General features: G+C 73.2%; 25 protein-coding genes and 1 riboswitch. Of the genes, 19 read left to right on the top strand and 6 right to left on the bottom strand.

The annotated features are described in order from the left end of the window. Positions 1 to 543: 543 nt before the first annotated feature. Positions 544 to 674, top strand: a riboswitch (FMN riboswitch). Positions 675 to 809: 135 nt separating this feature from the next. From HNR23_RS12660 to HNR23_RS12630, 7 genes are all read left to right on the top strand, one after another. Next, a complete protein-coding gene (locus tag HNR23_RS12660) occupies positions 810 to 1,460 on the top strand; it encodes a riboflavin synthase (protein WP_184075777.1) in 651 nt (216 codons plus the stop codon). After that, positions 1,460 to 2,146 carry a nicotinamide riboside transporter PnuC gene (gene pnuC / locus HNR23_RS12655; protein ID WP_184075776.1) on the top strand — a complete coding sequence of 229 codons (687 nt, stop codon included), beginning with the start codon at positions 1,460 to 1,462 and terminating at the stop codon, positions 2,144 to 2,146. The genes HNR23_RS12660 and pnuC overlap by 1 nt, the downstream gene beginning before the upstream one ends. A gap of 104 nt (positions 2,147 to 2,250) precedes the next feature. Next, a complete protein-coding gene (locus HNR23_RS12650; RefSeq protein ID WP_184075775.1) occupies positions 2,251 to 3,597 on the top strand; it encodes a bifunctional 3,4-dihydroxy-2-butanone-4-phosphate synthase/GTP cyclohydrolase II in 1,347 nt (448 codons plus the stop codon). Positions 3,598 to 3,701: 104 nt separating this feature from the next. Continuing rightward, entirely contained in the window at positions 3,702 to 4,196 is a 495-nt protein-coding gene (ribH, locus tag HNR23_RS12645; RefSeq protein WP_184075774.1) for a 6,7-dimethyl-8-ribityllumazine synthase, read from the top strand. 94 nt (positions 4,197 to 4,290) lie between these two features. After that, positions 4,291 to 4,716 carry a PH domain-containing protein gene (locus tag HNR23_RS12640; RefSeq protein WP_343070538.1) on the top strand — a complete coding sequence of 142 codons (426 nt, stop codon included), beginning with the start codon at positions 4,291 to 4,293 and terminating at the stop codon, positions 4,714 to 4,716. Positions 4,717 to 4,951: 235 nt separating this feature from the next. Beyond that, on the top strand, positions 4,952 to 6,115 hold the full coding sequence (locus tag HNR23_RS12635) for an XdhC family protein (RefSeq protein WP_184075772.1): 1,164 nt from the start codon (positions 4,952 to 4,954) through the stop codon (positions 6,113 to 6,115). Positions 6,116 to 6,292: 177 nt separating this feature from the next. Continuing rightward, positions 6,293 to 6,934 carry a nucleotidyltransferase family protein gene (locus HNR23_RS12630; RefSeq protein ID WP_184075771.1) on the top strand — a complete coding sequence of 214 codons (642 nt, stop codon included), beginning with the start codon at positions 6,293 to 6,295 and terminating at the stop codon, positions 6,932 to 6,934. 134 nt (positions 6,935 to 7,068) lie between these two features. Here HNR23_RS12630 and HNR23_RS12625 read toward each other — a convergent pair whose 3' ends face one another. Both HNR23_RS12625 and HNR23_RS12620 read right to left on the bottom strand, forming a co-directional pair. Continuing rightward, entirely contained in the window at positions 7,069 to 7,995 is a 927-nt protein-coding gene (locus HNR23_RS12625; RefSeq protein WP_184075770.1) for an aldose epimerase family protein, read from the bottom strand. Between the two features lie 366 nt (positions 7,996 to 8,361). Further along, positions 8,362 to 11,031, bottom strand: coding sequence for a protein kinase domain-containing protein (locus tag HNR23_RS12620; protein WP_184075769.1), 2,670 nt, complete (start codon positions 11,029 to 11,031; stop codon positions 8,362 to 8,364). A 370-nt stretch (positions 11,032 to 11,401) separates the two neighbouring features. On the opposite strand from HNR23_RS12620, the gene HNR23_RS12615 reads away from it, so the two are divergent. After that, positions 11,402 to 11,761 carry an SdpI family protein gene (locus HNR23_RS12615; protein WP_184075768.1) on the top strand — a complete coding sequence of 120 codons (360 nt, stop codon included), beginning with the start codon at positions 11,402 to 11,404 and terminating at the stop codon, positions 11,759 to 11,761. A 27-nt stretch (positions 11,762 to 11,788) separates the two neighbouring features. Here HNR23_RS12615 and HNR23_RS12610 read toward each other — a convergent pair whose 3' ends face one another. Both HNR23_RS12610 and HNR23_RS12605 read right to left on the bottom strand, forming a co-directional pair. Then, complete coding sequence (locus HNR23_RS12610) at positions 11,789 to 12,106, bottom strand: DUF2470 domain-containing protein (RefSeq protein WP_246421726.1); 318 nt, start codon at positions 12,104 to 12,106, stop codon at positions 11,789 to 11,791. Positions 12,107 to 12,256: 150 nt separating this feature from the next. Further along, positions 12,257 to 12,802: a YceI family protein gene (locus HNR23_RS12605; protein ID WP_184075767.1), complete on the bottom strand. Its 546-nt coding sequence runs from the start codon at positions 12,800 to 12,802 to the stop codon at positions 12,257 to 12,259. A 137-nt stretch (positions 12,803 to 12,939) separates the two neighbouring features. Here HNR23_RS12605 and HNR23_RS12600 point away from each other — a divergent pair, with 137 nt between their 5' ends. The 11 genes from HNR23_RS12600 to HNR23_RS12550 all read left to right on the top strand — a co-directional run bounded on the left by HNR23_RS12600 (position 12,940) and on the right by HNR23_RS12550 (position 22,207). Then, entirely contained in the window at positions 12,940 to 13,416 is a 477-nt protein-coding gene (locus HNR23_RS12600) for a MarR family winged helix-turn-helix transcriptional regulator (RefSeq protein ID WP_184080248.1), read from the top strand. Between the two features lie 52 nt (positions 13,417 to 13,468). Then, positions 13,469 to 14,209 (top strand): SseB family protein, encoded by a 741-nt coding sequence (locus tag HNR23_RS12595; protein ID WP_184075766.1) that lies wholly within the window; start codon positions 13,469 to 13,471, stop codon positions 14,207 to 14,209. 99 nt (positions 14,210 to 14,308) lie between these two features. After that, the gene (locus HNR23_RS12590; protein ID WP_184075765.1) at positions 14,309 to 15,193 is read left to right on the top strand and encodes a prepilin peptidase; all 885 of its coding nucleotides are present in this window, start codon (positions 14,309 to 14,311) and stop codon (positions 15,191 to 15,193) included. Positions 15,194 to 15,261: 68 nt separating this feature from the next. Continuing rightward, positions 15,262 to 16,449, top strand: coding sequence for a chorismate synthase (aroC, locus tag HNR23_RS12585; protein WP_184075764.1), 1,188 nt, complete (start codon positions 15,262 to 15,264; stop codon positions 16,447 to 16,449). A 66-nt stretch (positions 16,450 to 16,515) separates the two neighbouring features. Continuing rightward, positions 16,516 to 17,040: a shikimate kinase gene (locus HNR23_RS12580; protein WP_184075763.1), complete on the top strand. Its 525-nt coding sequence runs from the start codon at positions 16,516 to 16,518 to the stop codon at positions 17,038 to 17,040. Beyond that, positions 17,037 to 18,116 (top strand): 3-dehydroquinate synthase, encoded by a 1,080-nt coding sequence (gene aroB, locus HNR23_RS12575; protein WP_184075762.1) that lies wholly within the window; start codon positions 17,037 to 17,039, stop codon positions 18,114 to 18,116. The genes HNR23_RS12580 and aroB overlap by 4 nt, the downstream gene beginning before the upstream one ends. 122 nt (positions 18,117 to 18,238) lie before the next feature. Continuing rightward, on the top strand, positions 18,239 to 18,802 hold the full coding sequence (gene efp / locus HNR23_RS12570; protein WP_184075761.1) for an elongation factor P: 564 nt from the start codon (positions 18,239 to 18,241) through the stop codon (positions 18,800 to 18,802). Positions 18,803 to 18,851: 49 nt separating this feature from the next. After that, a complete protein-coding gene (nusB, locus tag HNR23_RS12565) occupies positions 18,852 to 19,265 on the top strand; it encodes a transcription antitermination factor NusB (RefSeq protein ID WP_184075760.1) in 414 nt (137 codons plus the stop codon). 85 nt (positions 19,266 to 19,350) lie between these two features. Next, a complete protein-coding gene (locus HNR23_RS12560; protein WP_184075759.1) occupies positions 19,351 to 20,121 on the top strand; it encodes a methyltransferase in 771 nt (256 codons plus the stop codon). 166 nt (positions 20,122 to 20,287) lie between these two features. Next, complete coding sequence (locus HNR23_RS12555; protein WP_184075758.1) at positions 20,288 to 21,562, top strand: DNA polymerase IV; 1,275 nt, start codon at positions 20,288 to 20,290, stop codon at positions 21,560 to 21,562. 258 nt (positions 21,563 to 21,820) lie between these two features. Next, positions 21,821 to 22,207, top strand: a complete 387-nt coding sequence (locus HNR23_RS12550) for a DUF3040 domain-containing protein (protein WP_184075757.1) — start codon at positions 21,821 to 21,823, stop codon at positions 22,205 to 22,207. Positions 22,208 to 22,393: 186 nt separating this feature from the next. On the opposite strand, the gene HNR23_RS12545 is transcribed toward HNR23_RS12550, so the two are convergent. Further along, positions 22,394 to 24,679: a transglutaminaseTgpA domain-containing protein gene (locus HNR23_RS12545; protein WP_184075756.1), complete on the bottom strand. Its 2,286-nt coding sequence runs from the start codon at positions 24,677 to 24,679 to the stop codon at positions 22,394 to 22,396. A gap of 305 nt (positions 24,680 to 24,984) precedes the next feature. Then, the gene (locus HNR23_RS27495) at positions 24,985 to 26,205 is read right to left on the bottom strand and encodes a DUF58 domain-containing protein (RefSeq protein ID WP_184075755.1); all 1,221 of its coding nucleotides are present in this window, start codon (positions 26,203 to 26,205) and stop codon (positions 24,985 to 24,987) included. Positions 26,206 to 26,245: the final 40 nt, after the last annotated feature.

Genomic DNA, 26,245 nt, shown 5'->3' with positions numbered 1-26,245 from the left:
CCCGATATCTCCGAGATCAACGCAGGAGGGGGCGGGAAACCGGTGTCCGGCGGTCGTTCGGGCCCGGTGGGCGGTTGGGGGTGGGTGGACCGGCGGCTTGGGGCCGGCCGAAAGTCCGGGTTTCCGCTTCGCGTGCAGCGGTTTCCGCGATCCGAGAGCCCAGGGGTCTGCCCGGACATGATCATGGGCTCGTATCTCATCGCGCCCGTTTCGCCGGATTTTTTCCCATGGTCATCGAGGTGAACCCGTCCAGCCCGCCCGGATCCCCCGATCCGGGCACCCTTCACCCGAGCGCCACCGGGGTTCGGACTCGGGACAGCGCTTTCCCGCTCCCTCCGCCGTTGATCTCGGAGCTAGTGGGGTATCGGCGCCGATTTTCACCCCGATATCTCCGAGATCAACGCAGGGTTGAGGACGGTCGGCGAGCCGCGTTCGGCCCTGTGGTGTGCGTCACCCCCAGCGGGGCCGCGCGCGTTTTCCGGGGGCTGGGGTGCGACGGGAATACTCCTTCATGGCACACTTGTTGACCGAGACGTTGTCCAAACGCGTGCTCCGGGGTCGGTGAAAGTCCGAACCGGCGGTGAAAGTCCGCGACCCGGCCGAAGCCATCGGCCGGTTGAACCGGTGAAATTCCGGTACCGACGGTGAAAGTCCGGATGGGAGGCAGTACGCGTGGGACCGGATGGGCGGCCGACCGCTCCGCCACGGACGTGGCGGCGGTGGGGCGCACATCATCCGGTCCGCTGAGCGGCATCCGCCGCTCGGCATTCATCCCCGGAGCCTGACCAGGTGAAGGGGATGGCCCGGACATGTTCACCGGAATCGTCGAGGAACTGGGCGAGGTCGAGGCGATCACGCCCGACGGCGCCGACGGTGCGGCCGTCAGGCTCGCGGTACGCGGCCCGCTGGTGACCTCCGATGCTCGGCACGGCGACTCGATCGCGGTCAACGGCGTCTGCCTGACCGTCACCGACAGCACCGGCGGCACGTTCACCGCCGATGTGATGAAGGAGACGCTGGACCGCTCCAGCCTCGGCGCGCTGCGCCCCGGGTCCCCCGTCAACCTCGAACGCGCCGCCAAGGTGTCCGACCGGCTCGGCGGCCACATCGTCCAGGGCCACGTGGACGGCACCGGGTGGATCCTGCGGCGCGTCCCCGGCTCGCGCTGGGAGACGGTCCGCATCGCGCTCCCCGACGACCTGGCCCGCTACGTCGTGGAGAAGGGTTCCATCACGGTCGACGGCGTCAGCCTCACCGTCGTCTCCGTCGAACCCGGCTCACTGACCATCGGTCTCATCCCCACCACGCTCGACCTCACCACCCTCGGCCGCAAGGCCGTCGGCGACCCGGTCAACCTCGAAGTCGACATCGTCGCGAAGTACGTCGAGCGGCTCGTCGGCTTCACCGGCGCCGCGGCCGACCCGCGCCCGGCCGACCCGCGCGAAGGGCAGGGCGCCTGATGGGCGACGTGTCCACCGGCGTGTGGTGGCTGCAGTGGGCCTACGCCGGATTCACCCTCTTCGGCGAGCACGTCCGGTGGGCCGACCTCATCGGCAACCTCGCGGCGCTCGGCACCGTCGCGCTGGCCATCCGGCGCTCCATCTGGACCTGGCCCGTGCAGCTCACCGGGGCCGTGCTGCTCTTCGCGGTCTCCATCGACGCGCACCTCACCGGTAACGCCCTCAAGCAGGTCATGTTCATCGGCCTGGTGGCCTACGGCTGGACCCGCTGGGCCCGGCAGACCCGCGGCGGCGCCGAGTTGAGGGTGCGGCCGGCCACCTCCCACGAACGCGGGCTGCTGCTCGGAGCGCTCATCGGCGGCACCATCGCCGTGGCGCTGGCCTTCGAGGCCACCGGGCTGTCCTGGGCCCCCTGGCCGGACGCCTTCATCTTCGTCGGCAGCGCCGTCGCGACCTTCGCCCAGAGCCGTGCGCTGATCGACTTCTGGTTCGTGTGGATCATCGTCGACCTGGTCGGCGTGCCGCTGGCGCTCATGTCGGGCCTGTGGGTCACCGGCATCGTCTACGGAGTCTTCTTCGTCCTGGCCCTGTTGGGGATCCGCGACTGGATGCGCCAGTACCGGACCCGCGAGCGCGCCTCCACCGCCGAGCCCGCACCGCCCGACCCGGCGGGCGTGGGCGCATGACCCCCGAACCCGGCCGCCTCCAGCCGACGACCAGCGCAGTTCCCGCAGCCGACCCCGCAGCCGACCCCGCAGCCGAGCAAGTCCCAGCAGGCCAAGGAGCCACGATGACGAGCGTCACCCAGGAGCGGACCGACCCGACCACACCGAACGCCTCGACCACGCCGACCACGCCCGCGGCGCCGGGCACACCGACCGACGCCCCCGTCCGGCTGGACGACATCACCGCGGCGGTCGCCGACATCGCCGCCGGCCGCCCCGTCCTCGTCGTGGACGACGAGGACCGCGAGAACGAGGGCGACCTCATCTTCGCCGCCGAGGCCGCCACCCCCGAACTGCTCGCGTTCATGATCCGCCACAGCTCCGGCGTCGTCTGCGTCCCCATGGCAGGTGAGGACGTCGACCGACTCGACCTGCCGCCGATGGTCCGGGTCAACGAGGAGTCCATGCGGACCGCCTACACCGTCTCGGTGGACGCGCGCGCCGGAGTCACCACCGGCATCTCCGCCGCCGACCGGGCCCACACCATCCGCCTGCTCGCCGACGCCCGCAGCACCGCCGGGGACTTCGTCCGCCCCGGCCACATCTTCCCGCTGCGCGCCCGCCCCGGCGGCGTCCTGGTCCGCCGCGGCCACACCGAGGCCGCCGTCGACCTGGCCCGTCTCGCCGGGCTGCGGCCCGCCGGGGTCATCGCCGAGGTGGTCAACGACGACGGCACCATGGCCCGGCTGCCCCGCCTGCGCGAGTTCGCCGACGAGCACGGCCTGAAACTCGTGTCCATCGAGCAGCTCGTCGCCCACCTGGAGCGCGACCCCGGCCGGGCCGAGCCCCCGGCGCGGCCCGCGCCGCTGGTGGAGCGCGTCGTCGAAACCCGCATCCCCACCCGCCACGGCGAATGGCGCGCCATCGGCTACCGGGGCCTGGCCGACGGCGCCGAACACGTCGCCCTGGTCCACGGTGACCTCGGCGACGGCACCGACGTGCTGGCCCGGCTGCACTCCGAGTGCCTCACCGGTGACGGCTTCGGGTCGCTGCGCTGCGACTGCGGCCCCCAACTCGACGCCGCCATGGAGCACATCGCCGCGGCCGGCCGCGGCGTCCTGGTGTACCTGCGCGGGCACGAGGGCCGCGGCATCGGCCTGCTGCGCAAGCTGCAGGCCTACCGGCTGCAGGACTCCGGGGCCGACACCGTCGACGCCAACCTGGAGCTGGGCCTGCCCGCCGACGCCCGCGAGTTCGGCGCGGGCGCCCGGATCCTGGCCGACCTCGGCGTCTCGTCGGTGCGGCTGCTCAGCAACAACCCGGAGAAGACCGACGGGCTGGTGGTCAACGGCATCGCCGTCACCGAGCGCATCACCATGCCGACCTCCGTCACCGCCGACAACCTCACCTACCTGCGCACAAAGCGCGACCGCATGGGCCACGACCTGCCCGGTATCGCCGCCGTGAACTGAGCGGGCACCCTGCGGCGCCGTCACCACCCGACGACATTCCGACATCGACCACATCCGACCACCCCCGGCAGGCGACTGCCGTACGACCACGAGGACCAGCACCAATGAGCGGAACGGGACACCCCGGCGAAACGGCCGTCGACGCGGCCGGACTCACTCTCGGCATCGTCGCCACCCGATGGAACGCCGATATCGTCGACCCCATGGTGCGGCGCGCGCTCGCGGCGGCCGAGGACGCCGGGGCCGACGAGCCGACCCTGGTCAGAGTGGCCGGGGCCATCGAGATCCCGGTCGTCGCCCAGGAGCTCGCCCGTACCCACGACGCCGTCGTCGCCCTGGGCGCGGTGATCCGCGGCGGCACCCCCCACTTCGACTACGTGTGCCTGTCGGTCACCCAGGGCCTGACCGACGTGGCCCTGCGCGAGGCCACCCCTGTGGCCAGCGGGGTGCTGACGTGTGATACCCAGGAGCAGGCGCGCGACCGCGCCGGCCTCCCTGGCAGCAGGGAGGACAAGGGGTGGGAGGCCGCGCGCGCGGCCCTGGAGGGCGCCGTGGTCCTGCGCGGACTGCGCGCGGACCGGCCCCGCTCAGCTGGGTAGTCCGAAGGGTAGAGGGAGAACGTTGGCGCCGCTGGACACGAGAGAAGAGGGACCGTTGAGCGAGCCGGTCGACAGGCCGAAACGGGGGCTCCCCGTGACATGGCGCCCGCGCAACATCCGCATCGTCGCCTACGGGCTGGCTGCGGTGACACTGGCCACTATGGTGGTCCTGGCCATCGTCCTCCCGGTGGACTGGCGGCCGCAGGACCGGGTCGGCCTGGTCATGATGGGCCTGGTCGGTGTGGGCGCCCTGCACCTGCTCGCGCGGCCGCGGCTGACCGCCGCCGAGGACCGGGTGACCGTGGTCAACGGCATCCGAACGCACGTGCTGGAGTGGCCGGAGATCGTCGACATCCGCATGCCGGTGGGGGAGCCCTGGCCGTCCATCGACCTGGCCGACGGGTCGACGCTGGCGGTCATGGGCATCCAGAGCAACGACGGCGAGCTCGCCCAGACCAACCTCGCCGAGTTCCGCACCCTGCTCCACGAACGCGGGGAAGCCGAGGAACCCGAGCGCTGATCCGCTCTCCCGTCTCCGCCGCCGGCCGCAACCGCCGCGCGCGGGGCGTCGGCGGCCCCCGAACGGTCCTGTGTCCGGGTACGAGAGACATGTGCGATCTTTGGAGGATCACGGTCTCTGCGAATGTGTCGCGGAACACATAGCCTGGCATTCCGGGCGGTGCACGCGGCCGCGGACGGCGACGTTCCGCGTGCGCCGACCGACCGCCGCCAGGGCCGGAGGAGGAGCTGGAAACGTGCGTGACATCCGCAAGGCCGTCGGGGAGCTGTACTCCTCCGGTGAGACCTTCGCGCTCGCGACGGTCATCGACACCTACCGCAGCTCCCCGCGCGAAGCGGGCGCGGCGATGGCGGTCGCGGCGTCGGGCGAGGTCGTGGGAAGCGTGTCCGGGGGGTGCGTGGAAGGTGCGGTCTACGAGCTGGCACAGCAGGTCATCGCGACCGGCACACCCGCCCGCGAAAGCTACGGTGTCAGCGACGACGAGGCGTTCAGCGTCGGGCTCACCTGCGGAGGCACCCTGCACATCCTCGTGGAGCCGGTGAACCGCACGCTCCACCCGCGCCTCGGCGCGGTGATCGGCGCGATCGACGAACACCAGCCCGTCGCGGTCGCCACCACCGCCTCCGGGCCGGGACGCCTCGGGCGGCGCAGGATCGTCTGGCCCGACCACAGCGAGGGCACCCTGGGCACCGACCGGTTGGACGCCGCCGTGGACGACGACGCCCGGGGCATGCTCGCCCAGGGCGGCACCGGCATCCTCCGCTACGGAGCCGGCGGGCAGCGGCGCGGCGACGAACTCGAAGTGTTCGTGCAGTCCTTCGCCCCCGCCCCGCGGATGCTGGTCTTCGGCGCGATCGACTTCGCCGCCGCCGTCGCCGACATCGGCGCCTACCTCGGCTACCGGGTGACGGTGTGCGACGCCCGCCCCGTGTTCGCCACCGCCAAGCGCTTCCCCCGGGCCGAGGAAGTGGTCGTGAAGTGGCCGCACGTCTTCCTCGGCGAGGTCGAGGACCAGATCGACGAGCGGACGGCGATCTGCGTGCTGACGCACGACCCCAAGTTCGACGTCCCGCTGCTGAAGCTGGCTCTGCGCACCCGTGCCGGGTACATCGGGGCGATGGGCAGCCGCCGCACCCACGACGACCGTATGGCGCGGCTGCGCGACGAAGGGGTGAGTGAGACGGAGCTGGCCCGGCTGCGCTCGCCCATCGGCCTCGACCTCGGAGCGCGTACGCCCGAGGAGACAGCGGTCTCGATCGCGGCCGAGCTCATCCAGACCCGGTGGGGAGGCAGCGGGCGCCCCCTGCGGTCGACCACCGGGCGCATCCACACCGAACCGCTGGCATCGTCGGGACCCGGTGTCCCCACGGAGATGACAGCCGGGACTCACACGCGGTGACCTGGCCGGAAACCCGCGCCGGAGCGGTGTTGCGGCCGGATCCGGCCAACCGGCCCCACGATCCGGGCACCCCTGGCTGCGGATCCTTCGTTCGTACGGGGTTTCGGGCTCTTGGTGCATGTGGAGTGATATCGCGGACAGGGGTGCGAACCGTCCCGAGCGTGACATCATCGCGTCATGACGACACGCAAGACAGGCGGTGACGGCACACCGGTGGCCGGGCTGCTGCTCGCGGCGGGGGAGGGGACCCGACTCGGCAACCCCAAAGCCCTCGTGGAACTCGCGGGCGAGCGGCTCGTCGACCGGGGTGTGCGGATCCTGTGTGAGGGAGGGTGCGTGCCGGTCTATGTCGTGACAGGAGCTGCGCGGGTCGAGGTCGACGGCACGACCGCAGTGCACAACCCGCAGTGGCGGAGCGGAATGGGGTCGTCGCTGCGCATCGGGCTCGACGCGATGCCGACCGAGGTCGACGCCGTCGTGATCGCCCTGGTGGACCAGCCGCTGGTGACGGCGGCGGCGGTGAACCGGCTGCTGGAGGCCTACGCCGAGGGCTCCCGCGCGGTCGTGGCGACGTACGGCGGCAACCTGCGCAACCCCGTTCTGCTCGGGCGTGAGCACTGGCCGAGCGTGCACGCCCTGGCGGAGGGCGACGTGGGCGCACGGCCGTTCCTCCGCGCCTACTCCCACCTGGTGACCCCCGTGGACTGCGACGACGTGGCCAGCCCCGACGACATCGACACGGTCGAGGACCTGGAGCGCATGCGCAAGCTCCTCGACCCCGGGCAAGGCGGTGGCGACGCCACCGGCGGCCCGGACTAGCCCCTACTACCCCCCGACGACCGGCCGTCCCCGGGGCCGGACACCCGACCACCGACAGCACCGGAGCCGCCGCCTCCACCCCCGGAGACGGCGGCTCCGGACACCTGCCTTCGGCATCTCTCCGGGCGGTACACCTAGTCCGGTGCCGGCGCGGGGGCCATCCTGCGGATCCCGAAGTGGGCCTCGGACCGCTGCCCGGGTTCCAGCACCCGCAGGCTGCGGCCGGTGGCCAGGGCGTTGGGCGGGCAGGTCATTGGTTCGACGGCGAGAGCGCAGCGGTGCGCGCCACCGGGAAGGCCGTCGGCGCTGAACACCTGGAGCCAGCCGCAGGTGGCGTCGGCCCACAGGCCGACACCGCGGTCCGGCCCGGACAGCACCGTCCACGACCTCCCCTCCGCACCGGGCCGCAAACCGGTGAAAGCCGTGTCGAACCGCGTCGCGCCGACACGGCGCGGGGCACGGAAGTCGTGGTCGGTCCCGGCCACGTTCTGCGGTGGGCCGGTCGGCAGCAGGCGGTCGTCCACGGGCTGCCGGAGCCGGGCGGGCAGGTGCAGGGTGGCCTCGTCCAGCGGAACCCCCACCGTCAGGTACGGGTGCGCCCCGAAGCCGTAGGGCGCGGCCGACGGGCCGACGTTGCGCGCGGCCACGTTCACGGTCAGCCCCAAGGCCGGGTCGAGCCGGTAGTCCGCCGCCAGCTCCAGCGGGAACGGGTATCCGGGTTCGCCGTCGAGGGTGAGGCAGAGCCTGGCGTGGGCGGGGTCGGCGTCCACCACCGTCCAGGGCCGGGAGTGCACCAGCCCATGGATCGCGGTGCCGCGCTCCGGCTCGGTGATGTCCAGCTGGTATTCCGCCCCTTGGAAGGTGTAGCGGCCCTTGTCCACGCGGTTCGGCCAAGGGGCCATGAGCCGCCCCTGGAAAGCCTCGACCCCGTGGCTCCCCGAACCCGCGACACCGTCCCAGACCAGGTCCTCGCCGCACCAGGTGAGCCGCTGCAACGCGGCCCCGCCGCGGCCGATGACCGCGCGATAGTCGCCCGCCACCAGTTCGACAGCCTCACTCACTCGATCACCTTCGCGTTGTGTCTCCTGCCCGCTCAAGGCTCCTCGCCCGCTACGCCGCCGATGCGCTCGGGCCTTCGGTGGTCGGCGTCGGCGGCTTCGCTCGCTCGGTCGCTTTCGCGTTGTGGACCGCAGCTCCGTGGACGACTGGAAATCGGATCATCTGTTCCGGCTACCGGGCGATCATATAGCCGTACGCCCAGCTACGTGGGCGATCGGGGAGAATCGTTGCGTTTTCCCCTCGGGGCGGGTGGCCACCGGCCCTGCACCGACGACGTCACCGGATCATCCGTTGAGCTCGGCGACGCGCATCGAAGGATCGGCCGGTGGTAGGTCGCCGCACCCCACCGCCGGGGGCGGCGGAACGGGTCAGCGGCCGCCGAACAGGGTGTCGAGCGGCATCAGCAGGCCCGCCCCGACCATGACGAAGCCGGTGGACAGCAGCACCACGGCCATCAGCACCGACCCGGCGACGGCCAGCCGGAAGGCGGCCAGCTGCGTGCGGGCCCGGCGCCGCTGGTTCGCGGCGGTACGGCCGAGGACCAGCAGGACCGCGCCGAGGACGGCGGGCAGCCACCACTGTCCGCCGATACCGTAGGGCAGCAGGCCGAGGGCGTTCGCCGCCGATCTCACGAGGGGCCCGGTGTGGTCTCCCGTGGCGAACGCCACGAGCGGCTCGTACAGCGCCCGGACCACCTCGTTCTGCGGGTAGAACCCTTCCGCCCCGCGCAGGACGCGGCCCAGGGCGTCGATGAACCCGACCAGTGCCGCCGGGTAGGCGAACCTGCGGCACCGGCCCGCGTTCATCGCCCTCAGGACCTGGTTCATCGCGCGGTCGGCCCGCGCCTGCTCCCTGTCCCGGTCCTGTTGCCGGAGTCCGGGGGGTCGGCCTTGAGACGGCCCATACGGGGACGCGGGCCAGGGCGGTGGGGACGCCGGACCGTCGGTCGGACGCCGCCTCCAGGCGCCTGACAGCTTCTCCTGCGCCCGCGCCCAGCCGCCGCCGACGGCCTCCGCCGCGCCCGTCCAGCGGCCGCGCCACCGTTCGCGGCTGTCGGCGCGCTCGGCCTCCCGCAGCGTGCTCCCCGCCGCCGCGGCGACCGGTAGCAGCAGCACGGCGGTGACCACCGCCGCGCCCGTGGTGATCGCGTCGGCGCGTCCGCGCAGGGCGGTCCGGCGCTGCTCGCGCCACCACGGGGCGTACGGGGCGTCGCTGCGCCGCACCGGGTGCCAGGACTGGTCGCGCAGGAGCCGTCGCTGCCGGGCCGGCGCTTCGGGGTCCAAGACGAGCTCGGCGGCGGTCGCCCACGCCGAGTCCCATTCGTGCTCGGCGAGGTCGGCGACGGCGGATACCCCCGTGCCCCGCAGCCGGTCCGCGGTCGTGGCGACCTGCTGCATGATCAAGGGGACCTCGTGCTGGACGCGCTCCAGCAGCGCGCACCGCCGGGCGCCGTCGGCGCGGCATGCGGGGTGCCCGCACCAGTGGCGGGCGGCGAGGTCGAGCGCGCCCAGTTCGACGGCCTCGCGCAGCAGGCCGTGGCGGCTCCGCTCGCCGGCGGCCAGCGCGAGCACGCCCTCGGCGCTGATCTCGTGCCCGCGGTAGCGCGGCGGCATGCCGGGCACGAAGTGCGCGGCCAGCGCGCCGATCGCCAGGTGCACGTGCTCGGGGTGCTGGTCCAGCCGGGTGAGGTACGCGCGGTCGAAGGTGTAGTCGTTGACCTCGCGGTCCAGCCAGGTACGCAGGCTGGGCCAGTGGGTGCGAAGCCAGACCTCGCCCTTGTCCCAGCGGTCGAGGAGGTCGAAGGCGAGGCTGGGCGGGTCCTCGTGGGAGACGTCGGCGAAGACCAGGGGCGCGTGGCGGCGGGCCGCGGCGATCTGCGGGCGCTCGCCGGACAGCCAGGCGCGGACCTCGTCGTGTCCCCAGCGTGCGGAGGGGGCCGGGGCGAGCAGCCCGCGCGCCAGCAGCCGCCATCGCTCATCGGGGATCGCCGAGACGTCGATGTCGGTCGAGCGGGCGGTCAGCCAGTTCTCGCCGCGCTCGGGTCGGCGGCCGGTCATCAGTTCGTGCACCATGATCCCCAGCGACCACCAGGCGGCCGGGGCCTCGCGCCGGCCCTCCACGACCTCGGGAGCGGCATAGTCCTCGGTGATGGCGAGCCCGCCGTACACCCGGCTCATGGTGGCGCGGACGGCGCCGCCGAAGTCGGTGAGGGCGAACACCGGCGGGTCGAGGCCGCGGATCAGCAGGTTCTCGGGCTTGACGTCGGTGTGGTTGTGCTGCAGCGACTCCTGCCAGTGGCGCAGGCAGTCGGCGACCGCCGCCACGACGTCGCGTGCCCGCCCCTCGGGCAGCGGGGCCTCGTCCAGCAGGGACCGCATCGAGCCATGGGCGAAGTACTCCTGGGCCTCCCAGGCCAGCTCCTCGCCCCAGGCGCTGCGCGCGTAGCCGTACCCGTGGATGGCGGGCGTGTGCGGGTCGGCGGTGCCCCGGGCGCGGAGGCGGTCCAGCAGCTCCCGGTTGATGTCGTGGCCGGGGCGGTAGACCTTGAGCGCGACCTTGCGCCCGTCCTGCCCTGCGGACTCGTCGGCGGGTTCGGCCAGGTAGACGATGGCCTCGCCGCCGGCGCCGATGTGGCCTCGCACGTTGTAGGCGCGGCGCAGTTCGGCGGGGACGGCGTAGTCCAGCTCGCTGGCGGGCCCGACGACCAGCCGTCCGACCAGGCGGGCGAACCATTCCAGGAGTGGGCCAAGGGCGCGTCGCCACCATGGGGCGGGCCGCGCGGCGGCGCCCCGGGACGGCAGTGCGGCCGTCGCGGGCGCGCCGCCCCGCGCGCCCGGCAGCACACGCGTGCGCGGCTCCGGCGGGCGGGTGGCCGCGGCGGCGCCGGTGCCGTCCGGTGTCCCGCCTCGCGGGCGCAGGATCCGGGTGGCCCACCGCGTCGGTCCCCGCCCCGGGTCGAGGCGCGTGGTCGACGGTGCGGACGTCGGCTCGATCCGCTGCGTCGGTGCCGCCGGATCCGGCTGATCGGGAGTGACCATCGTTGCAGGGGCGTCTTTCCGGTGCTTGACCACTGGACGAGGGGATGTCCTCCAGAGTAGGGCGTGTTCGGCGGATGCGTTCCGGTGCGTGCGCGGCCGTCCGGGGCAGCGCTCTCAGGCCGCTCCACCGAGTCGATTCGGGCCGGCTCCGCGTGTGGAGCGGCGCAGCGAGCTTCGGTCCGGTCGCGGCCGGGCGCGCGTGCGGATTCGATCCGCCGAACATGCCCGAGGTCGGCCTCCACCGGCGGCGCGGGGGCGGCGGCGCGGCCGGTTCCGGCCGCAGGGCCCGAACCGGGGTTGGGGTGGCATTGCGTGTGGTATGTGGGGGAAGGTGACGTTTTTCTGGTGGTGATCGCTGGGAGCGGTGACGATGTCGGAGTGGTTCGTGCTCGGCCTCGCCTTCGGCGCGCTGAGCGCCTTTCTGGCCTGGACCGGTCAGCACGCGGTGCGGAGGGGAATCGACATTCACTCCAGTCCCGGAATCCGCGTCCCCTCGACCCTGCGTTCGGAGGAGGCCTGGCTGGCCGCGCACCGCCGGGCGCAGCCGTACTTCTTCTGGTCGGCGATGTGGCTGTCGCTGGCGGGGATCGCGTTCGTGGTCCGGGGTGCGCTGGCCGGTGAGCCCGGGAGCGCGACCGGCCCGATGTTCGCGGTGCTGGCGGTCATGACGGCGCTGCTGGCGGGAGGTGCCGTCGCGGGGGTGCGGGCGGCGGGCGCGAGCACCCCGTAGCGCCCCGGGTGGCGGCCGTCGGCAGGCTCAGTGCCGGCCGTCCCCCTGTCGCGGTGGGACGCCGAGCATCTCGCAGGCGTCCTGGTACATGCGCACGACCTCCCGGCGGATCTCGGCACGCTCGCTGAGCGGGCGGGACCAGGGGATGCGCACCTCGACCTCGGTTCCGTCCACCACGGCCGCGAAGTCGGCGCCGTAGCCGTCGAGGCCGGTCATCCGGGCGGCGGTGGCCGCGGGGCGACCACCGAGGGCCTGGCAGATCAGCAGGGAGTCCGCTGCGTGGTCGTCGTTCATGTGCTTGGTGACGGCCTGGACGACCTCGGGACTGAACGGTGTCGGTGGCAACGGTCTTCGGATCCTTTCGGTGATCTTCGGTCCATATCGGACACGGCGATCATACGACGGAGTGTCGTGAAAGTCGGGATCCGGGGTTCGGGGGCCCCGCGGCGGTGTCCGCGCGCTCTGCGGCCCGGCACGGGCCCTGGCCGGAGGCGGTCACCGCCGATCGTGCACGAACTCGGCGTCGATCTCCACGGTGACGCGGTCGCCGACGACCACTCCGCCGCCGTCCATCGGCATCTGGATGTCCACACCGAAGGCGGTGCGGCTGAGTTCGGTCTCGGCATGGAAAGCGGCCCTGGTCAGCCCGTAACGGTCGGTGGTGGTGCCGTTGAATTCCACCCGCAGCGCGACCGGGAGGGCGGTCCCTTTGACGGTCAGCCGGCCGTCGAGGAGGAATGCCGCGCCGTCCGGGCGGATGGCCGTCGAGGCGAAGGTCCATTCGGGGTGGGTCGCCGCATCGAAGAAGTCGGACGACCGGATGTGGGCGTCGCGCTCCTCGTTGCCGGTGTCGATGGAGGAGGCGTCGATCCTGGCGGTGACAGAGGAGGTCAGCGGGTCGTCGCCGACGTCGAGGGTGGCGCCGAACTTCTCCATGCGGCCGCGCACGCGGCTGATCATCATGTGGCGGACAGAGAAACCAATTTGGGAATGTGTCGGGTCAATCTGCCAGGTCCCGGGCTTGAGGTTGAAATCGGCCATGATTCCCCCCGAAAGATGACGAGATTGCATGATAACAATCAGTTACCACGTTGACACGTTTTTGATTCCGAGGAGGAGTCTTGCTGGTAAGGAATGACATGGCAGGGGACCCCGTGGGCAGCGGCGGGCGGACTACGATGACGGCCATGGACCCGGTCGACTGGCTCGATGACGATCAGCAACGCATCTGGCGCAGCTTCCTGCGGACGAACTCCCTGATGAACCAAGAGCTCGACCGGGATCTGCGGCAGCGCGACGGGCTGACGCTCGTCGAGTACGGCATCCTGGTGAGCCTGTCGGAGGCGGAGGGGCAGCGGGTGCGCATGCGCCACCTCGCCGACAGCGTGATCGTCTCCAAGAGCCGTCTGTCGCACCAGATCGCACGCCTCGAACGCGACGGCTACGTGCGCCGGGAGAGCTGCTCCCAGGACCGCCGCGGGTCGTGGGCGGTGCTCACCGAGCACGGCGAGAAGGCGCTGTCCGAGGCCGCGCCCGGGCACGTCGGCCGGGTGCGCGAGTGCATGTTCGACCGGCTCACCGACGAGCAGGTGGAGCGCCTGGGCGAGATCATGGGCGTCCTGGAGGCCGGGCTGCGCGAGCGCTCCCGCAGATGAGGTGAGATCGGCCTCCCCGCAGGGGGATTAATCCCGCTCTTCCCCTCGTGCCATGTCGGACTCGGTAGAGTCACCAGTCGTGACCCAACGACCCACCATCACCGGCGCACAGAGATTTCGCGACGATGACGGCTCAGCCGATCCACAGGTGACCGAGCGGTTGGAGGCCTACTCCCGTGGCGACATCGGGGACCGCCAGGTGCTGGCCGCACTCGGCCCGTCCCGTGTGCTGGTCCCCGTGGTCGCCGTCCCCACCGAGGTCGAGGAAGGCGAGGACGGCCTCAAGCGCGACAAGAAAAGCGAGGTGGCCGTCCCCCTGATGATCGGTAAGGACGGCCGCCGGGGCGTCCTCGCCTTCACCTCGGTCGACGCCGTCCGCCGCTGGCGCGAGGACGCCCGCCCCGTCCCCGTCAGCGCGATCGAGGCCTGCAAGTCCGCGATCGACGAGGGAGCCGACGCCCTCGTCATCGACGTCGCCGGCCCGATCACCTATGCGGTCCAGGGCCGCTTCCTCACCATCCTCGCCGAGCGCGGCACCGTTCCCGAGCCCCAGGAGGACCCCCAGGTCCTCGCCATGATCTACCGCATCACCCACACCGAGTTCGGCATCGAGCGCGTGCGCATCCACAGCTCAGAGCGCGCCGACATCGGTGTCCGCCTGGAACTGGACCGCCGCGACGACGACTCGATCCGCCGCGTCGCCGACCGGCTGGCGGCCGAGCTCGCCCCACTGCTCCCCGGCGGCGTCGAACTGAGCGCCGTCGTCCGGGCCCGCCGAGCCGAGGCCGACTGACCCGCCCCTACCCGCGATGGCCAGGGCGTACGAGGGGACGGATCGGACGGGATCGACTCCTCTCACCATGTTCATCGCGGGACGGGTAGGTTTCCCTCCATGCCCACATCCCCCGATGCCGTGCTCACCGTCGTGCTCGCGGCCGCCCTCGGCCTGGCCGGGATTCCGGTGGGGCGCGCCACCGGGCGCATGGTTCCGCTCTTCGTCCGGCACGACCCCGCGCCGGACGACGACTCCGGACCGCCGCCGCCCACCTGCCCGCACTGCGGGACCGAGATCCCCTTCCTGCGCTGGCTTCCGCTGCCCCGGCCGGTCGGCTTCCTCTGGCACGGGCGGTGCCCGGCCTGCGCCGCGACCGTGCCGACCTCCGCGGCCACCGCGTGGACCACGGCCGCCGTGTTCGCCGCCGCAGGGTACACGGCCGGGGCCGGCCTGGGAATGGCCGGGTCCGGTTGGGTCGCGCTGGTCGCGCTGCTGTTCCTCGGTGCGCTGGGCGCCGTCCTGTCGGTCATCGACGTGCGCGTCCACCGGCTGCCCGACGTGCTGGTGCTGCGCTCCTACGTGGTCGCGGCCCCCCTGGTGCTCGGCGGCATCCTGACCGCACCCCACCTCGGCGGCCCCGGTGACCTGGTCGGCGGTGTCGGACCGGCTGCGGCCGCGGCGCCCGGTGTCGCGGCCGGCGCCCTGATCGGCATGGCCGCCCTGGCCGCCTTCTACTTCCTGCTCTGGTTCATCTACCCCGCCGGGATGGGGTGGGGTGACGTCAAGCTGTCCGGCCTGCTCGGCCTCTACCTGGGTTGGCAGAGCCTCTCCAGCGTCGTCTCCGGCACGTTCCTGGCGTTCCTCCTGTCGTCGGCCGTCGGGCTCTCCCTGATGGCGCTGGGGCGCGCCACCCGCAAGACCCAGCTCGCCTTCGGGCCGTTCATGATCGTCGGCGCGCTCGCCGTCGTCCTTGTGGGAGACCCGCTTCCCCTGCTCATCTGAGCTGCGGCCGGGCGGGGACTCCGAGCCCTGGTGTGCGCTCCACCCCCGGACCGTGGGAAGATCAGGGCATGTTGCGCTGGCTGACCGCAGGGGAATCCCACGGACCGGCACTCGTCGCGATTCTGGAAGGCCTCCCGGCCGGTGTCTCCGTCACCTCGGACGACATCGCCGCCGCGCTGCGCCGCCGTCGCGCCGGGTACGGCCGGGGCGCCCGGATGAAGTTCGAGCAGGACCAGGTCTCCGTCATCGGCGGGATCCGACACGGCCGCACCCAGGGCGGGCCGGTCGCCGTCGAGGTGGGCAACAGCGAGTGGCCCAAGTGGGAGAAGGTGATGTCTCCCGACCCCGTGCCCGCCGAGGAGCTGGAGGGGCTGGCGCGCAACGAGCCGCTGACCCGTCCCCGGCCCGGCCACGCCGACCTCGTGGGCATGCAGAAGTACGGCCACGACGAGGCCCGCCCGATCCTGGAGCGCGCCAGCGCCCGCGAGACCGCCGCGCGCGTCGCCATCGGCGAGGTCGCCCGCGCCTTCTGCCGCCAGGCACTCGGCATCGAGATCCTCAGCCACGTCGTCTCCATGGGCGCGGTCGCCGTCCCCGAGGACGGCCCCCTGCCCGGCCCCGCCGACCTGGAGGCCATCGACGCCGACCCGCTGCGCTGCTTCGACGCCGAGGCAGGCGAGCGGATGGTCGCCGAGGTGGACGACACCAAGAAGACCGGTGACACGCTCGGCGGCGTCGTCGAGGTGCTCGCCTACGGCCTCCCGCCCGGCCTGGGCAGCCACGTCCACTGGGACCGCCGCCTGGACGCGCGGCTGGCCGGGGCGCTCATGGGCATCCAGGCCATCAAGGGCGTCGAGGTCGGCGACGGCTTCCGCACCGCCGCGCGCCGGGGGTCGGCCGCGCACGACGAGATCGAGCCCGGACCGGGCACCGAGGGTATCCGCCGCCGCACCAACCGCGCCGGAGGCGTGGAGGGCGGCATGTCCACCGGCGAGCCGCTGCGGGTCCGCGCGGCGATGAAGCCCATCGCCACCGTCCCGCGCCCGCTCGACACGATCGACGTCACCACCGGCGAGCCCGCCCTGGCCCACCACCAGCGCAGCGACGTCACCGCGGTCCCCGCCGCCGGGGTGGTCGCCGAGGCCATGGTCGCGCTCGTGCTCGCCGAGGCCGCGGTGGAGAAGTTCGGCGGCGACTCGGTGGCCGAGACCGCCCGCAACCTGCGCTCCTACCTGGACACGCTGGACATTCGCTAGGCAGCCCCGGCACCGCGGGGCCGGCGGGACGCTTCGGCACGAACGGACGAGGAACAAAAGGGACGGATGAGTACACCGATCGCGGTCCTCATCGGCTCGCCCGGTGCGGGCAAGTCCACCGTGGGCCGGGCGCTGGCCGAACGGCTGGGCGTGGAACTGATGGACACCGACGTCGAGATCGCGGCGCGCGCGGGCAAGCCCGTCGGCGACATCTTCGTGCAGGACGGCGAACCCGCCTTCCGCGCCCTGGAGCGCGAGGTCGTCGCCGGGGCGCTGGCCGCCCATCCCGGTGTCGTCGCTCTCGGAGGTGGCGCCGTCCTCGACCCGGACACACGTGCCGACCTGGCCGACCACCACGTGGTCTACCTTGAGGTCGAGTTCGCCGATGCCGCCAAGCGCGTCGGCCTGGACACCCCCCGCCCGCTGCTGGTCGGCAACCCCCGCACCAAGCTCAGGAAGCTGCTGGAGGAGCGGCTGCCGATCTATCGCGGTCTGGCCAGCGCCACCGTTCCCACCAGCGGCTACCACCCGGAGGAGGTCGTCGACGCGATCGTCGCCTCCCTGCCCGGGCAGAAGGAGGACACGCGATGAGCTCCACCCGGATCGCGGTCGGCGGAGCCTCGGCCCCCTACGACGTCGTCGTGGGCAGCGGGATCTTCGGTGAGCTGCCCGGGCTGGTGGGCGAGCGGGCCGAACAGGTCGCCGTCGTCCACCCCGAGGCGCTGGGCGAGGTCGCCCGCCCCGTCCTGGGGGCGCTGCGGGCCGCCGGGTACACCGTGCACGCGCTGACCGTGCCCGACGGCGAGGCCGCCAAGACCGCCGCCACCGCCGCAGAGTCGTGGTCGCGGCTCGGCCAGGCGAACTTCACCCGCAGCGACGCCGTCGTGGGCGTGGGCGGCGGCGCCACCACCGACCTCGCCGGATTCGTCGCGGCGACCTGGCTGCGCGGGGTCCGCTGCGTTCTCGTGCCCACCACGCTGCTGGGGATGGTGGACGCCGCGGTCGGCGGCAAGACCGGGATCAACACCCCCGAGGGCAAGAACCTCGTGGGCGCCTTCCATCCCCCGGCCGGGGTGCTGTGCGACCTGGCCACCCTGCCGACGCTGCCGCCCGCCGACTACATCGGCGGGCTGGCCGAGGTCGTCAAGGCCGGGTTCATCGCCGACCCGGTCATCCTCGACCTGGTCGAGGACGACCCCGACGGCGCCACCCGCCCCGAGGGGCGCCACACCCGGGAGCTCATCGAACGCGCCATCGCCGTCAAGGCCGAGGTGGTCTCCGCCGACCTGAGGGAGAGCGGGCGCCGGGAGATCCTCAACTACGGCCACACCCTGGGCCACGCCATCGAGCGCGCGGAGAACTACACCTTCCGGCACGGCTACGCCGTCTCCATCGGTATGGTCTTCGCCGCCGAACTCGCCCGCCTCGACGGCCGGATCGACGACGCCACCGTGCAGCGCCACCGCTCCATCCTGACCTCCGTCGGGCTGCCCACCGGGTACTCCCGGGAGGTCTGGGGCGAGCTGCGCGAGGCCATGCGGGTCGACAAGAAGGCGCGCGGCGCCACCCTGCGCTTCGTCGTGCTGGACGGCATCGGGAAGCCCGCGATCCTCACCGGCCCCGACGACGACCTACTGGACGCCGCCTACGGCGCCGTCGGCGCCTGACCCCCTCACCCCGGGGAGCCACTAGACTGGCCGCACAGGAGACCCACCGTCCGCACCGACGGCGGGGATCCCGCGGACACACGCACCGACCACCGTGCCCAACCCATGGAGAGACGACAGAAGTGGCCACGACGAACGACCTGAAGAACGGCACGACGCTGCGACTCGACGGCGGTGAGCTCTGGAACGTCGTAGAGTTCCAGCACGTAAAGCCGGGCAAGGGCGGCGCGTTCGTCCGCACCAAGCTGAAGAATGTCGTCTCCGGAAAGACCGTCGACAAGACCTTCAACGCGGGGGCGAAGGTCGAGATCGCCAACGTCGACCGCCGTGAGATGCAGTACCTGTACAACGACGGCGACTCCTACGTCTTCATGGACACCGAGACCTACGACCAGATCAACGTCTCCGACAAGGTCGTCGGCGGCAACGCGGACTTCCTGCTGGAGAGCGCGACGGTCACGGTGGCGACGAACGAGGGCAACCCGCTCTACATCGAGCTGCCCGCCTCCGTGGAGATGGAGATCTCGCAGACCGACCCCGGTGTCCAGGGCGACCGCTCGACCGGTGGCACCAAGCCCGCCACGGTGGAGACCGGCGCCGTCATCCAGGTGCCGCTGTTCATCACCACGGGCGAGCGCGTCAAGGTCGACACCCGCACCGGTGACTACCTCGGACGCGTCAACTGATGACCGTCCACCCGAAGCGGCCGGACTACAGCGAGCAGGGAAACACACAGTGAGTGGCGCACGGCGCAAGGCCCGCAGGCGCGCGATCGAGGTGCTCTACGAATCCGAGCTCCGGGAGACCCCCGTGGCGAAGGTCCTGGAGCGGCGGCGCGCACAGCCGGAGCCTCCGATCAACGAGTTCACCGAGCAGCTCGCGACAGCGGTCGACGAGCGGCGTACCCGCATCGACGCGCTGCTCCAGGAGTACGCCATCGGGTGGACGCTGGAGCGCATGCCGGTGGTCGACCGCAACATTCTGCGGATGGGCGCCTACGAACTGCTGTGGGCCGACGACATCCCCGACGGGGTGGCGATCGCCGAGGCGGTCGCGGTGGCCAAGGAGCTGTCCGCCGAGGAGTCACCGGCCTTCATCAACGGCCTGCTCTCCCGGCTGATGGAGAACAAGGCGTCGCTCGCGCTGTAGCGGGGCGGCGGCCGCACACGCCGCCGCGGAAGAGCGGGCGCGACGGGGAAGAACGGGGACGAGGGTGACCGAGAAGGCCGGTGGCATGACCGTGGACGGCGCGACCTCCTCCGGCCCGCACAGGGCCGCGGGCACGGCACGCACCGCCGTCGTGTGGGATGCGCTGCGCAACCTGCTGGCCGGGCTCGGCCCCACGGCCGACTCCCCGCTGGAGATCGTCGACGCGGGCGGCGGCACCGGAGGCGCCGCCGTCCCGCTCGCCGAGCTGGGGCACCGCGTCACCGTGGTGGAGCCCAACCCCGACTCGCTGGCCGCGCTGGAGCGCCGGGCGGCCGAGGCCGGGGTCCGCGTGCACGCGATGCAGGGCGAGACCCGCGACCTGGCCGAGCTCCTCCCCGCCGGGCAGGCCCACCTCGTGCTCGTGCACAACGTGCTGGAGTACGTCGAGGATCCGCGCGCCGCCCTGGCCGATGTCGTCGGCATCACCCGGCCCGGCGGAGCGGTCAGCCTGCTGGCCACCAACACCGTGGCCGGGGCGCTGCACCGGGCGCTGGCCGGGCACGTCGCCGACGCGCACCGGCTGCTGGCCGACCCCGAGGGCCGCTGGGGCGAGGGCGACCCCATGCCGCGCCGGTTCACCGCCGACCGCCTGCTGGCGCTGGTCGAGGAGTGCGGTCTCACCGCGCCGGAGGTCCGCGGCGTGCGCGTCTTCGCCGACCTGCTGCCGGGCCGTGTCTTCGAATCCGACCCGAACACCGGCCGCGAGCTGCTCGAACTGGAGAAGGACGCCGCGGTGCACCCGGAGCTCTCGGGTATCGCCACCCAGCTGCACGTCCTGGCCCGCAAGCCGGCCTGACCCGGCAGGGAAGGGCAGATGCGGGACGGCCGCGACACACCGTGGGCGCCTCCCGATCGGCCGGGCGGTCCGCATCCGGTCCGGCCACGGGCGAACCGGACCACATAGGGCGGCTTCGACCTGCACAATCGGCGCCATTGCGGCAGTTGTCCGGCACACTGGTGACATGAGCCGACGCCAGCTGGAACGCGGGGCCGCACTGCGCGGAGTGATCGGCGCGGACGGTATCGAACCGATCGTGCCCGATGCCGTCGTCGCGGACGCCGACTGCACCATCCTGCACCTCGACATGGACGCGTTCTTCGCCAGCGTCGAGCGGCTGCGCAACCCCGAGACCCGCGGCCGGCCCCTCATCGTCGGCGGGACCGGCCCCCGCGGCGTGGTCTCCTCGGCCGACTACATCGCCCGCACCTACGGCGTGCACTCGGCCATGCCCATGGTGCGCGCCCTGCGGCTGTGCCCCGACGCCCTCGTCTTCCCGCCCGACGGCGCCGCCTACCGCGAGGCCTCCGAAGCGGTCATGGACATCGTTCGGGCCGTCACCCCCGACGTCGAGCCCGTCTCACTGGACGAGGCGTTCCTCGACGTCGCCGGGGCGCGGCGGCGCCTGGGCAGCCCGGTACGCATCGCCGAGCTCATCCGCGCCCGGGTACGCGAGGAGCAGCGCCTCACCTGCTCGGTGGGCATCGCCTCGACCAAGTTCGTCGCCAAGCTCGCCTCCACCCGGTGCAAGCCCGACGGCCTGCTGCTGGTACCGACCGACCGGGTCCCCGCCTTTCTGGACCCGCTTCCGGTGGGGCAGCTGTGGGGCGTGGGGGAGAAGACCGAGCAGCACCTCACCCGGCTGGGCCTGCGCACCGTCGGCGACGTCGCGCGGGTCTCCCCGGACACGCTCCGCCGCGAGCTGGGGCAGGCCGTGGGCGGGCGGCTCAGTGAGCTCGCCCGGGGCCGCGACGAGCGGCGGGTGGTGCCCGGGGCCCCCGACAAGAGCATCGGCACCGAGGAGACGTTCGACCGCGACGTCGACGACCCCGAGGTGATCAACCGCGAGCTGCTGCGCCAGTCCGAGGCGGTGGCGCGGCGGCTGCGCGCCAGCGGCCAGGTGGGGCGCGTGGTCGTGGTGAAGCTGCGTCGCGCCGACTTCCGGACCGTCACCCGCTCGCGTACCCTGTCGGGACCCACGGACGTCGCCCGGGACATCAACGCCGTCGCCCGGGAGCTGTACGCGGCGTCCGGTCTGGAGCGGGTCCGGCTGCGCCTGGTGGGCGTGCGCGTGGAGGGACTGGCGGGCGCCGATGAGGTGCACCGGCAGCTGGCCTTCGACGAGCCGGAGACCGGCTGGCGGGAGGCCGAACAGGCCATGGACCGGGTCACCCGGAAGTTCGGAGCCGGGGCGATCCAGCCCGCCGCGCTGGCCCGGCGTGACGAGAACGACGCCTGAGTGCGACACTTTTCGGTCAGTTCGATCGTTGGCCGGGACATGAGGCATATCGATGCCCTGGGTTCCGGGGTGGAAGCGGGGACTTTGGACCGGTGTCGCCAATGGACAGTAGGGGTAGAGTGACCATCGTGGGTCAGCTACACGCGCATCTTTTCTTTTCAGCGGGCGCTAAGGCACCGTATTCTGGGCATATCACTGACCATCAGACTGCTGTTCAGTACCCGTTGCCCCGATCGGGGACTGTCATTGGGAGGCGCCGTGCCGCTCTCTGAACACGAGCAGCGTATGCTCGACCAGATCGAGCAGGCGCTCTATGCCGAGGATCCGAAGTTCGCCAACACCGTCCGCCAGACGAACCCCGCGGTGCACTACAAGCGGTGGATCATCAAGGCGTCCATCGGTTTCGTCCTGGGCGTCTCACTCCTCATGGCCGGTGTGATCTTCAAGCAGCCGGCGATCAGCGCCGTCGGTTTCATCATCATGCTGTCCTGCACCCTGTGGGGGCTGTCGGGATGGCGCCGGGTCGTCGGCGGCGCCGAGGGCACCGCGGCACCCGTCGAGGGTAAACAGCCCCGGGCGGAACGCCGCGGGATGATGAACCGCTTCGAGGAGCGCTGGCGCCGCCGCCAGGAGGGCGACCACTGACTCTGCTGTCGCGGCAGCAGCGCCTCTCTCGCTGAGTTCACGTGTCGGCGAACGCGCCCGCCGGTCTGCGGCGGGCGCGTTCGCCTATGCAAGGCCTGTCGCGCCGCCGCGCGCACCCCGCCTGTCGACCCCGCGTCTCCGTCCGACCGTGACCCGGGCGGCACCCGCATCGGCGCCGCCCGCCGCTCAGCCGGTGCGGACCCGTGCCGCCCGCCGGACGTCGCCCGCGCGGCGCAGTAGCGAACGGGGCAGCAGGGTGCCGCGCACCCGGGCGGCGAGACCCACCCGGCGCCGCAGTGCGCGGCGCACCGTGTGGACGTCGGCGGCCAGGGACCGGGGGACCACGGGGCGCGGGGCGTAGCGCGCGCTCTCCTCGGCCAGCGCGATCCGCCACACCGCCTCGCGCGCGGCCCCGGACAGCCCGTACTCCACCGCCAGGCGCCGCGCGATGGTCCGCGGGCTCTCCGCCGGACTCCACGGCACCCCCAGGTCCGCGGCCTCGTCCCGCAGCCCCAGCCAGGCCGCGCGCGCCCGCGCGCTGTCGGTGGTCGCCCCCGACTGCCGCAGATGCCGGACGGCCGTCGCGGTCAGCGCCGGGGCGAGCAGTACCAACAGCGCGACCGCGGCGGCCTGCAGGATCCTCCCCAGTGCCGCCGCGTCGGCCGACCCGCCCGTGCCCTCCGTGGCCGAGCCCGGTGCCGGGGCCGCCGGGTCCTCCGCCTCCGGCCCCGCGGGGTCCGGGCGCTCCGGCCGCTCCTCCGCGGTGTCGGGACGGGGGCCGGGGTCATCGGCCGCGCCGCCGGGCTCCGGCGCGGGCTCCGCGTACGAGGGGACCGAGGCCGTTCCCTGCCCGTCGCCGGACGACGGGGTCGGTTCGAACCGCAGCCACCCCTGCCCCTCGAAGTACAGTTCCGGCCAGGCGTGGGCGTCCGACCGGCGCACCTCCCACCGGTCGTCCGCCACCTGCGTCCCGGCGGTGTAGCCCGTGGCCACTCGGGCGGGGACGCCGATCTGGCGCGCCATCAGCGCCATGGCCCCGGCGAACTGCTCGCAGTAGCCGACGCGGCCCTCCAGCAGGAAGTGGGCGAGCGGGTCGGCTCCCTCGGGCAGGGGCGGCGGCCGCAGGTCGTAGGTGAACCCCCCGGCTCCGGTGAACCAGTCCTGCAGCGCGACCGCCCGCTCGTGCGGAGTCCGCGCCCCGCCCACCACCGAACGGGCCAGCTCCGCCACCCGCGGATCGACGTCCTCCGGCACCCGCAGGTACTGCGGGTCGACCCCGGGTGTGCCGCCGCTCGCGGCCAGCTCGGCCGCGCTCGGCCGCGGCCGGACGCTGTCCACCCGGTAGTCCAGCGAACGCTCCCCGCCGCCGGTGCGGAACACCATCTGGGTGGCGGGGTCGGCGAACCACTCGCCCCCGACGTCCACCGACAGCGCGGGGTAGGGCATCGGCAGGAAGTCGACGTCCCGGGCGTCGCCCGCCACCGACACCTCGGTGCGCACCGGGTCGCCGGTGAGGCGCGGAGTCCCCGGCGGCAGGGGAAGCCGGTCGTCGGCGCCCACACGGGTGTTGCGTCCGGCGCGCAGCGACGACATCGTCCAGTTCTCGCCGTCGAAAACGTCCAGAACGTAGGTGCGCAGGTAGTCGGGGTCGGAGTCGTCGCTGCCGTAGGACAGGACGGCCGTACCGCTGTCGTCGGCCAGCTGGGTGCGCAGGCTGACCAGGGGGTGGGTCGTGGTGACGGCGTCGTTGCCGATCATCCCGCTCTGCGCCATCCGGAACAGCGCGCCGTCGCCCAGCCCGGGGACCGCCACCGGAACGAGCAGGGCGAGTGCGATGGCGGCCGCGGCCACAGCCCCGGCCGTGGCGGCGCGCCGCAGGGCGCCGAAGGCGCGCGCCGCGGACCCGGTGCTCCCCAACGGCCGGATCCCGCGCGCCCCGGCCCGGATCCAGGAGTCGACACCGAGCAACCCCAGGTAGCCCGCTGCCGCCAGGGCGAACGCCCACCAGGCGATGCCCTGGTCGTCCACGGAGAGGACGAGGAGCGCCATCCCGGCCAGGGGCAGGCCGACGAGCGCGGGCATGCGCGCGGTGACCGCGAGGAAGTCGGCGAGGAGCGCCAGCAGCCCCATGCCCAGGGCGACCACCAGGGCCACCACGGGGCCCGCGGCGACCGGCGCGGGGCTGGCGTCGATCTCGGCGCGTCCCTCGGCGGCGAGGGAGAGCAGAGCGGCGGCCGACTCCGGTGTCGGGATGAGCCCGGCGACCGCCTGCCCCGGCGCGAAGAGCGCGGTCAGCGCGATGACCCCGGCCGCGGCCTGCAGCAGGGGCAGCACCGCCTCGGAGACCCGCAGCACCCGCACCACCACCCCGGTCAGCGCGACCGCCGCCACGGTGACCGCGGCCGCCGTCCACCACCCGTCCCCCCGGAGGATCGGTGCGAGGACGGGAAGAGCCGCCAGCACCGCCAGCATCGACGCGAGGGCGAGCGTGCACGCGGAGGCGGCGGCGCCGAACGGCCGTAGGCCCGGTGGGGTCGGCGGTGGAGTGTGTGGTGAGTCCGAGCGCGCGGGGAGGAACCGTGCGAGGGCGAGCGTGCACGCGGAGGCGGCGGCGCCGAACGGCCGTAGGCCCGGTGGGGTCGGCGGTGGAGTGTGTGGTGAGTCCGAGCGCGCGGGGAGGAACCGTGCGAGGGCGAGCGTGCACGCGGAGGCGGCGGCCCGCAGTCGTCCTGACGCCGGGGCCACCGGGCTCGCCGAGGAGGCGCCGAGGCTCAGTCTCACCGCGTCGCACCTCCCCACCCGGCCCGGGCGGGTAGCGCGGTGTCGAGGAGGTCGTCGGCGGTGTCGATCCGGTACACCAGCCAGCCGGTGCGGGAGAGCGCGGCTGCGGCGGCGTCGAGGTCGCCGGGAGAGGGCCAGGCCGCCGCCGTGCAGAGGACGGCGACACGGCGGTGGCTGTGCGCGGAGCCCAGGCGGGCGAGCGCGGCGAGGTCGGTGTCGGCGAGGGCGCCGAGCACCGCGACGCACAGGCCGGTGCCCGCCACCGGCGATCCGGCGGCCAGGTCGATGCCGCGGCCCAGCCGGGCCGCCCGCGAGGAGGGTGTCAGGGCGAGCGCGTCCAGCACCCGCTCTCCGCCCCCGCCGGGGACCTCCCGCTCGTCGGTGAGCAGCCGCAGTTCCTGGCGGCGGCCGATCAGGTGCAGGGCGATGGATGCGGCGGCGCTGACCGCCGCCTCCAGTGAGGAGTCCGCGCCTTCGCCCGCGTGCGCGCCGTGCCGCATGTCGAGCAGGACCGCGCTGTGGTCGCCGAGCCGGTGCTCCTCGCGGCGCACCATGAGCTCGCCGGCTCGCGCGGTGCTGCGCCAGTGCACCCGGCGCAGGTCGTCGCCGTGCCGGTAGGCGCGCGGCACCTGGTCGTCCTCGCCGACCCCGGTGACGAACCGGGTGCTGCTCTCTCCGGCGTCGGCGGCCCCGCCCATCGGCCACGCCCTCGGCAGGGCCACCACCGGCGGGGTCACCAGCAGCGGGACGTGGGTGCCCAGTGTGCGCCGCAGCCGCACGCAGCCCAGCGGGTCGTCCACGGCCACCCGCAGCGGGCCGACGGGGTAGCCGCCGCGCACCGGCGGCCGGATCCGGTAGGAGAGGTCGCGGACCTCCCGCGGCCGCAGGAGGCCGACATCGAAGCGGGGCGCGTCGTCGGGGAGGTTGGGCAGGGTGTCCTCGGCCGTCAGCCCGGCGACCCCCCGCGAGGGCGACGTGTTCGCCACGCGGATGAGGACCCGCGCGTCGCTTCCGGCCGGGACGCGTTCGGGCTGCAGGGCGCGGGTGTGCGTGAGCCGCCGCGGTGATCCGGCCAGTGCGGCAAGCGACAGCAGCGGAACGGCGACTACCAGTACCCCCAGGCCGACCACGTCGCGTTGGCCGATGATGAGCCCGGCGGCCAGCAGGGCCGCACCGGCGCACAGGAGGGACAGGCCGCGGAAGGTGAAGGCACGCACGGGACTCAACTCTCGGCCGCTCGGCAGGGGGCAGGGGGTT

The organism is Nocardiopsis mwathae (assembly GCF_014201195.1).
Classification (GTDB): domain Bacteria; phylum Actinomycetota; class Actinomycetes; order Streptosporangiales; family Streptosporangiaceae; genus Nocardiopsis_C; species Nocardiopsis_C mwathae.
The sequence above is the reverse complement of the archived record's forward strand: the minus strand, read 5'-3'. Positions and strand labels throughout refer to the sequence as shown.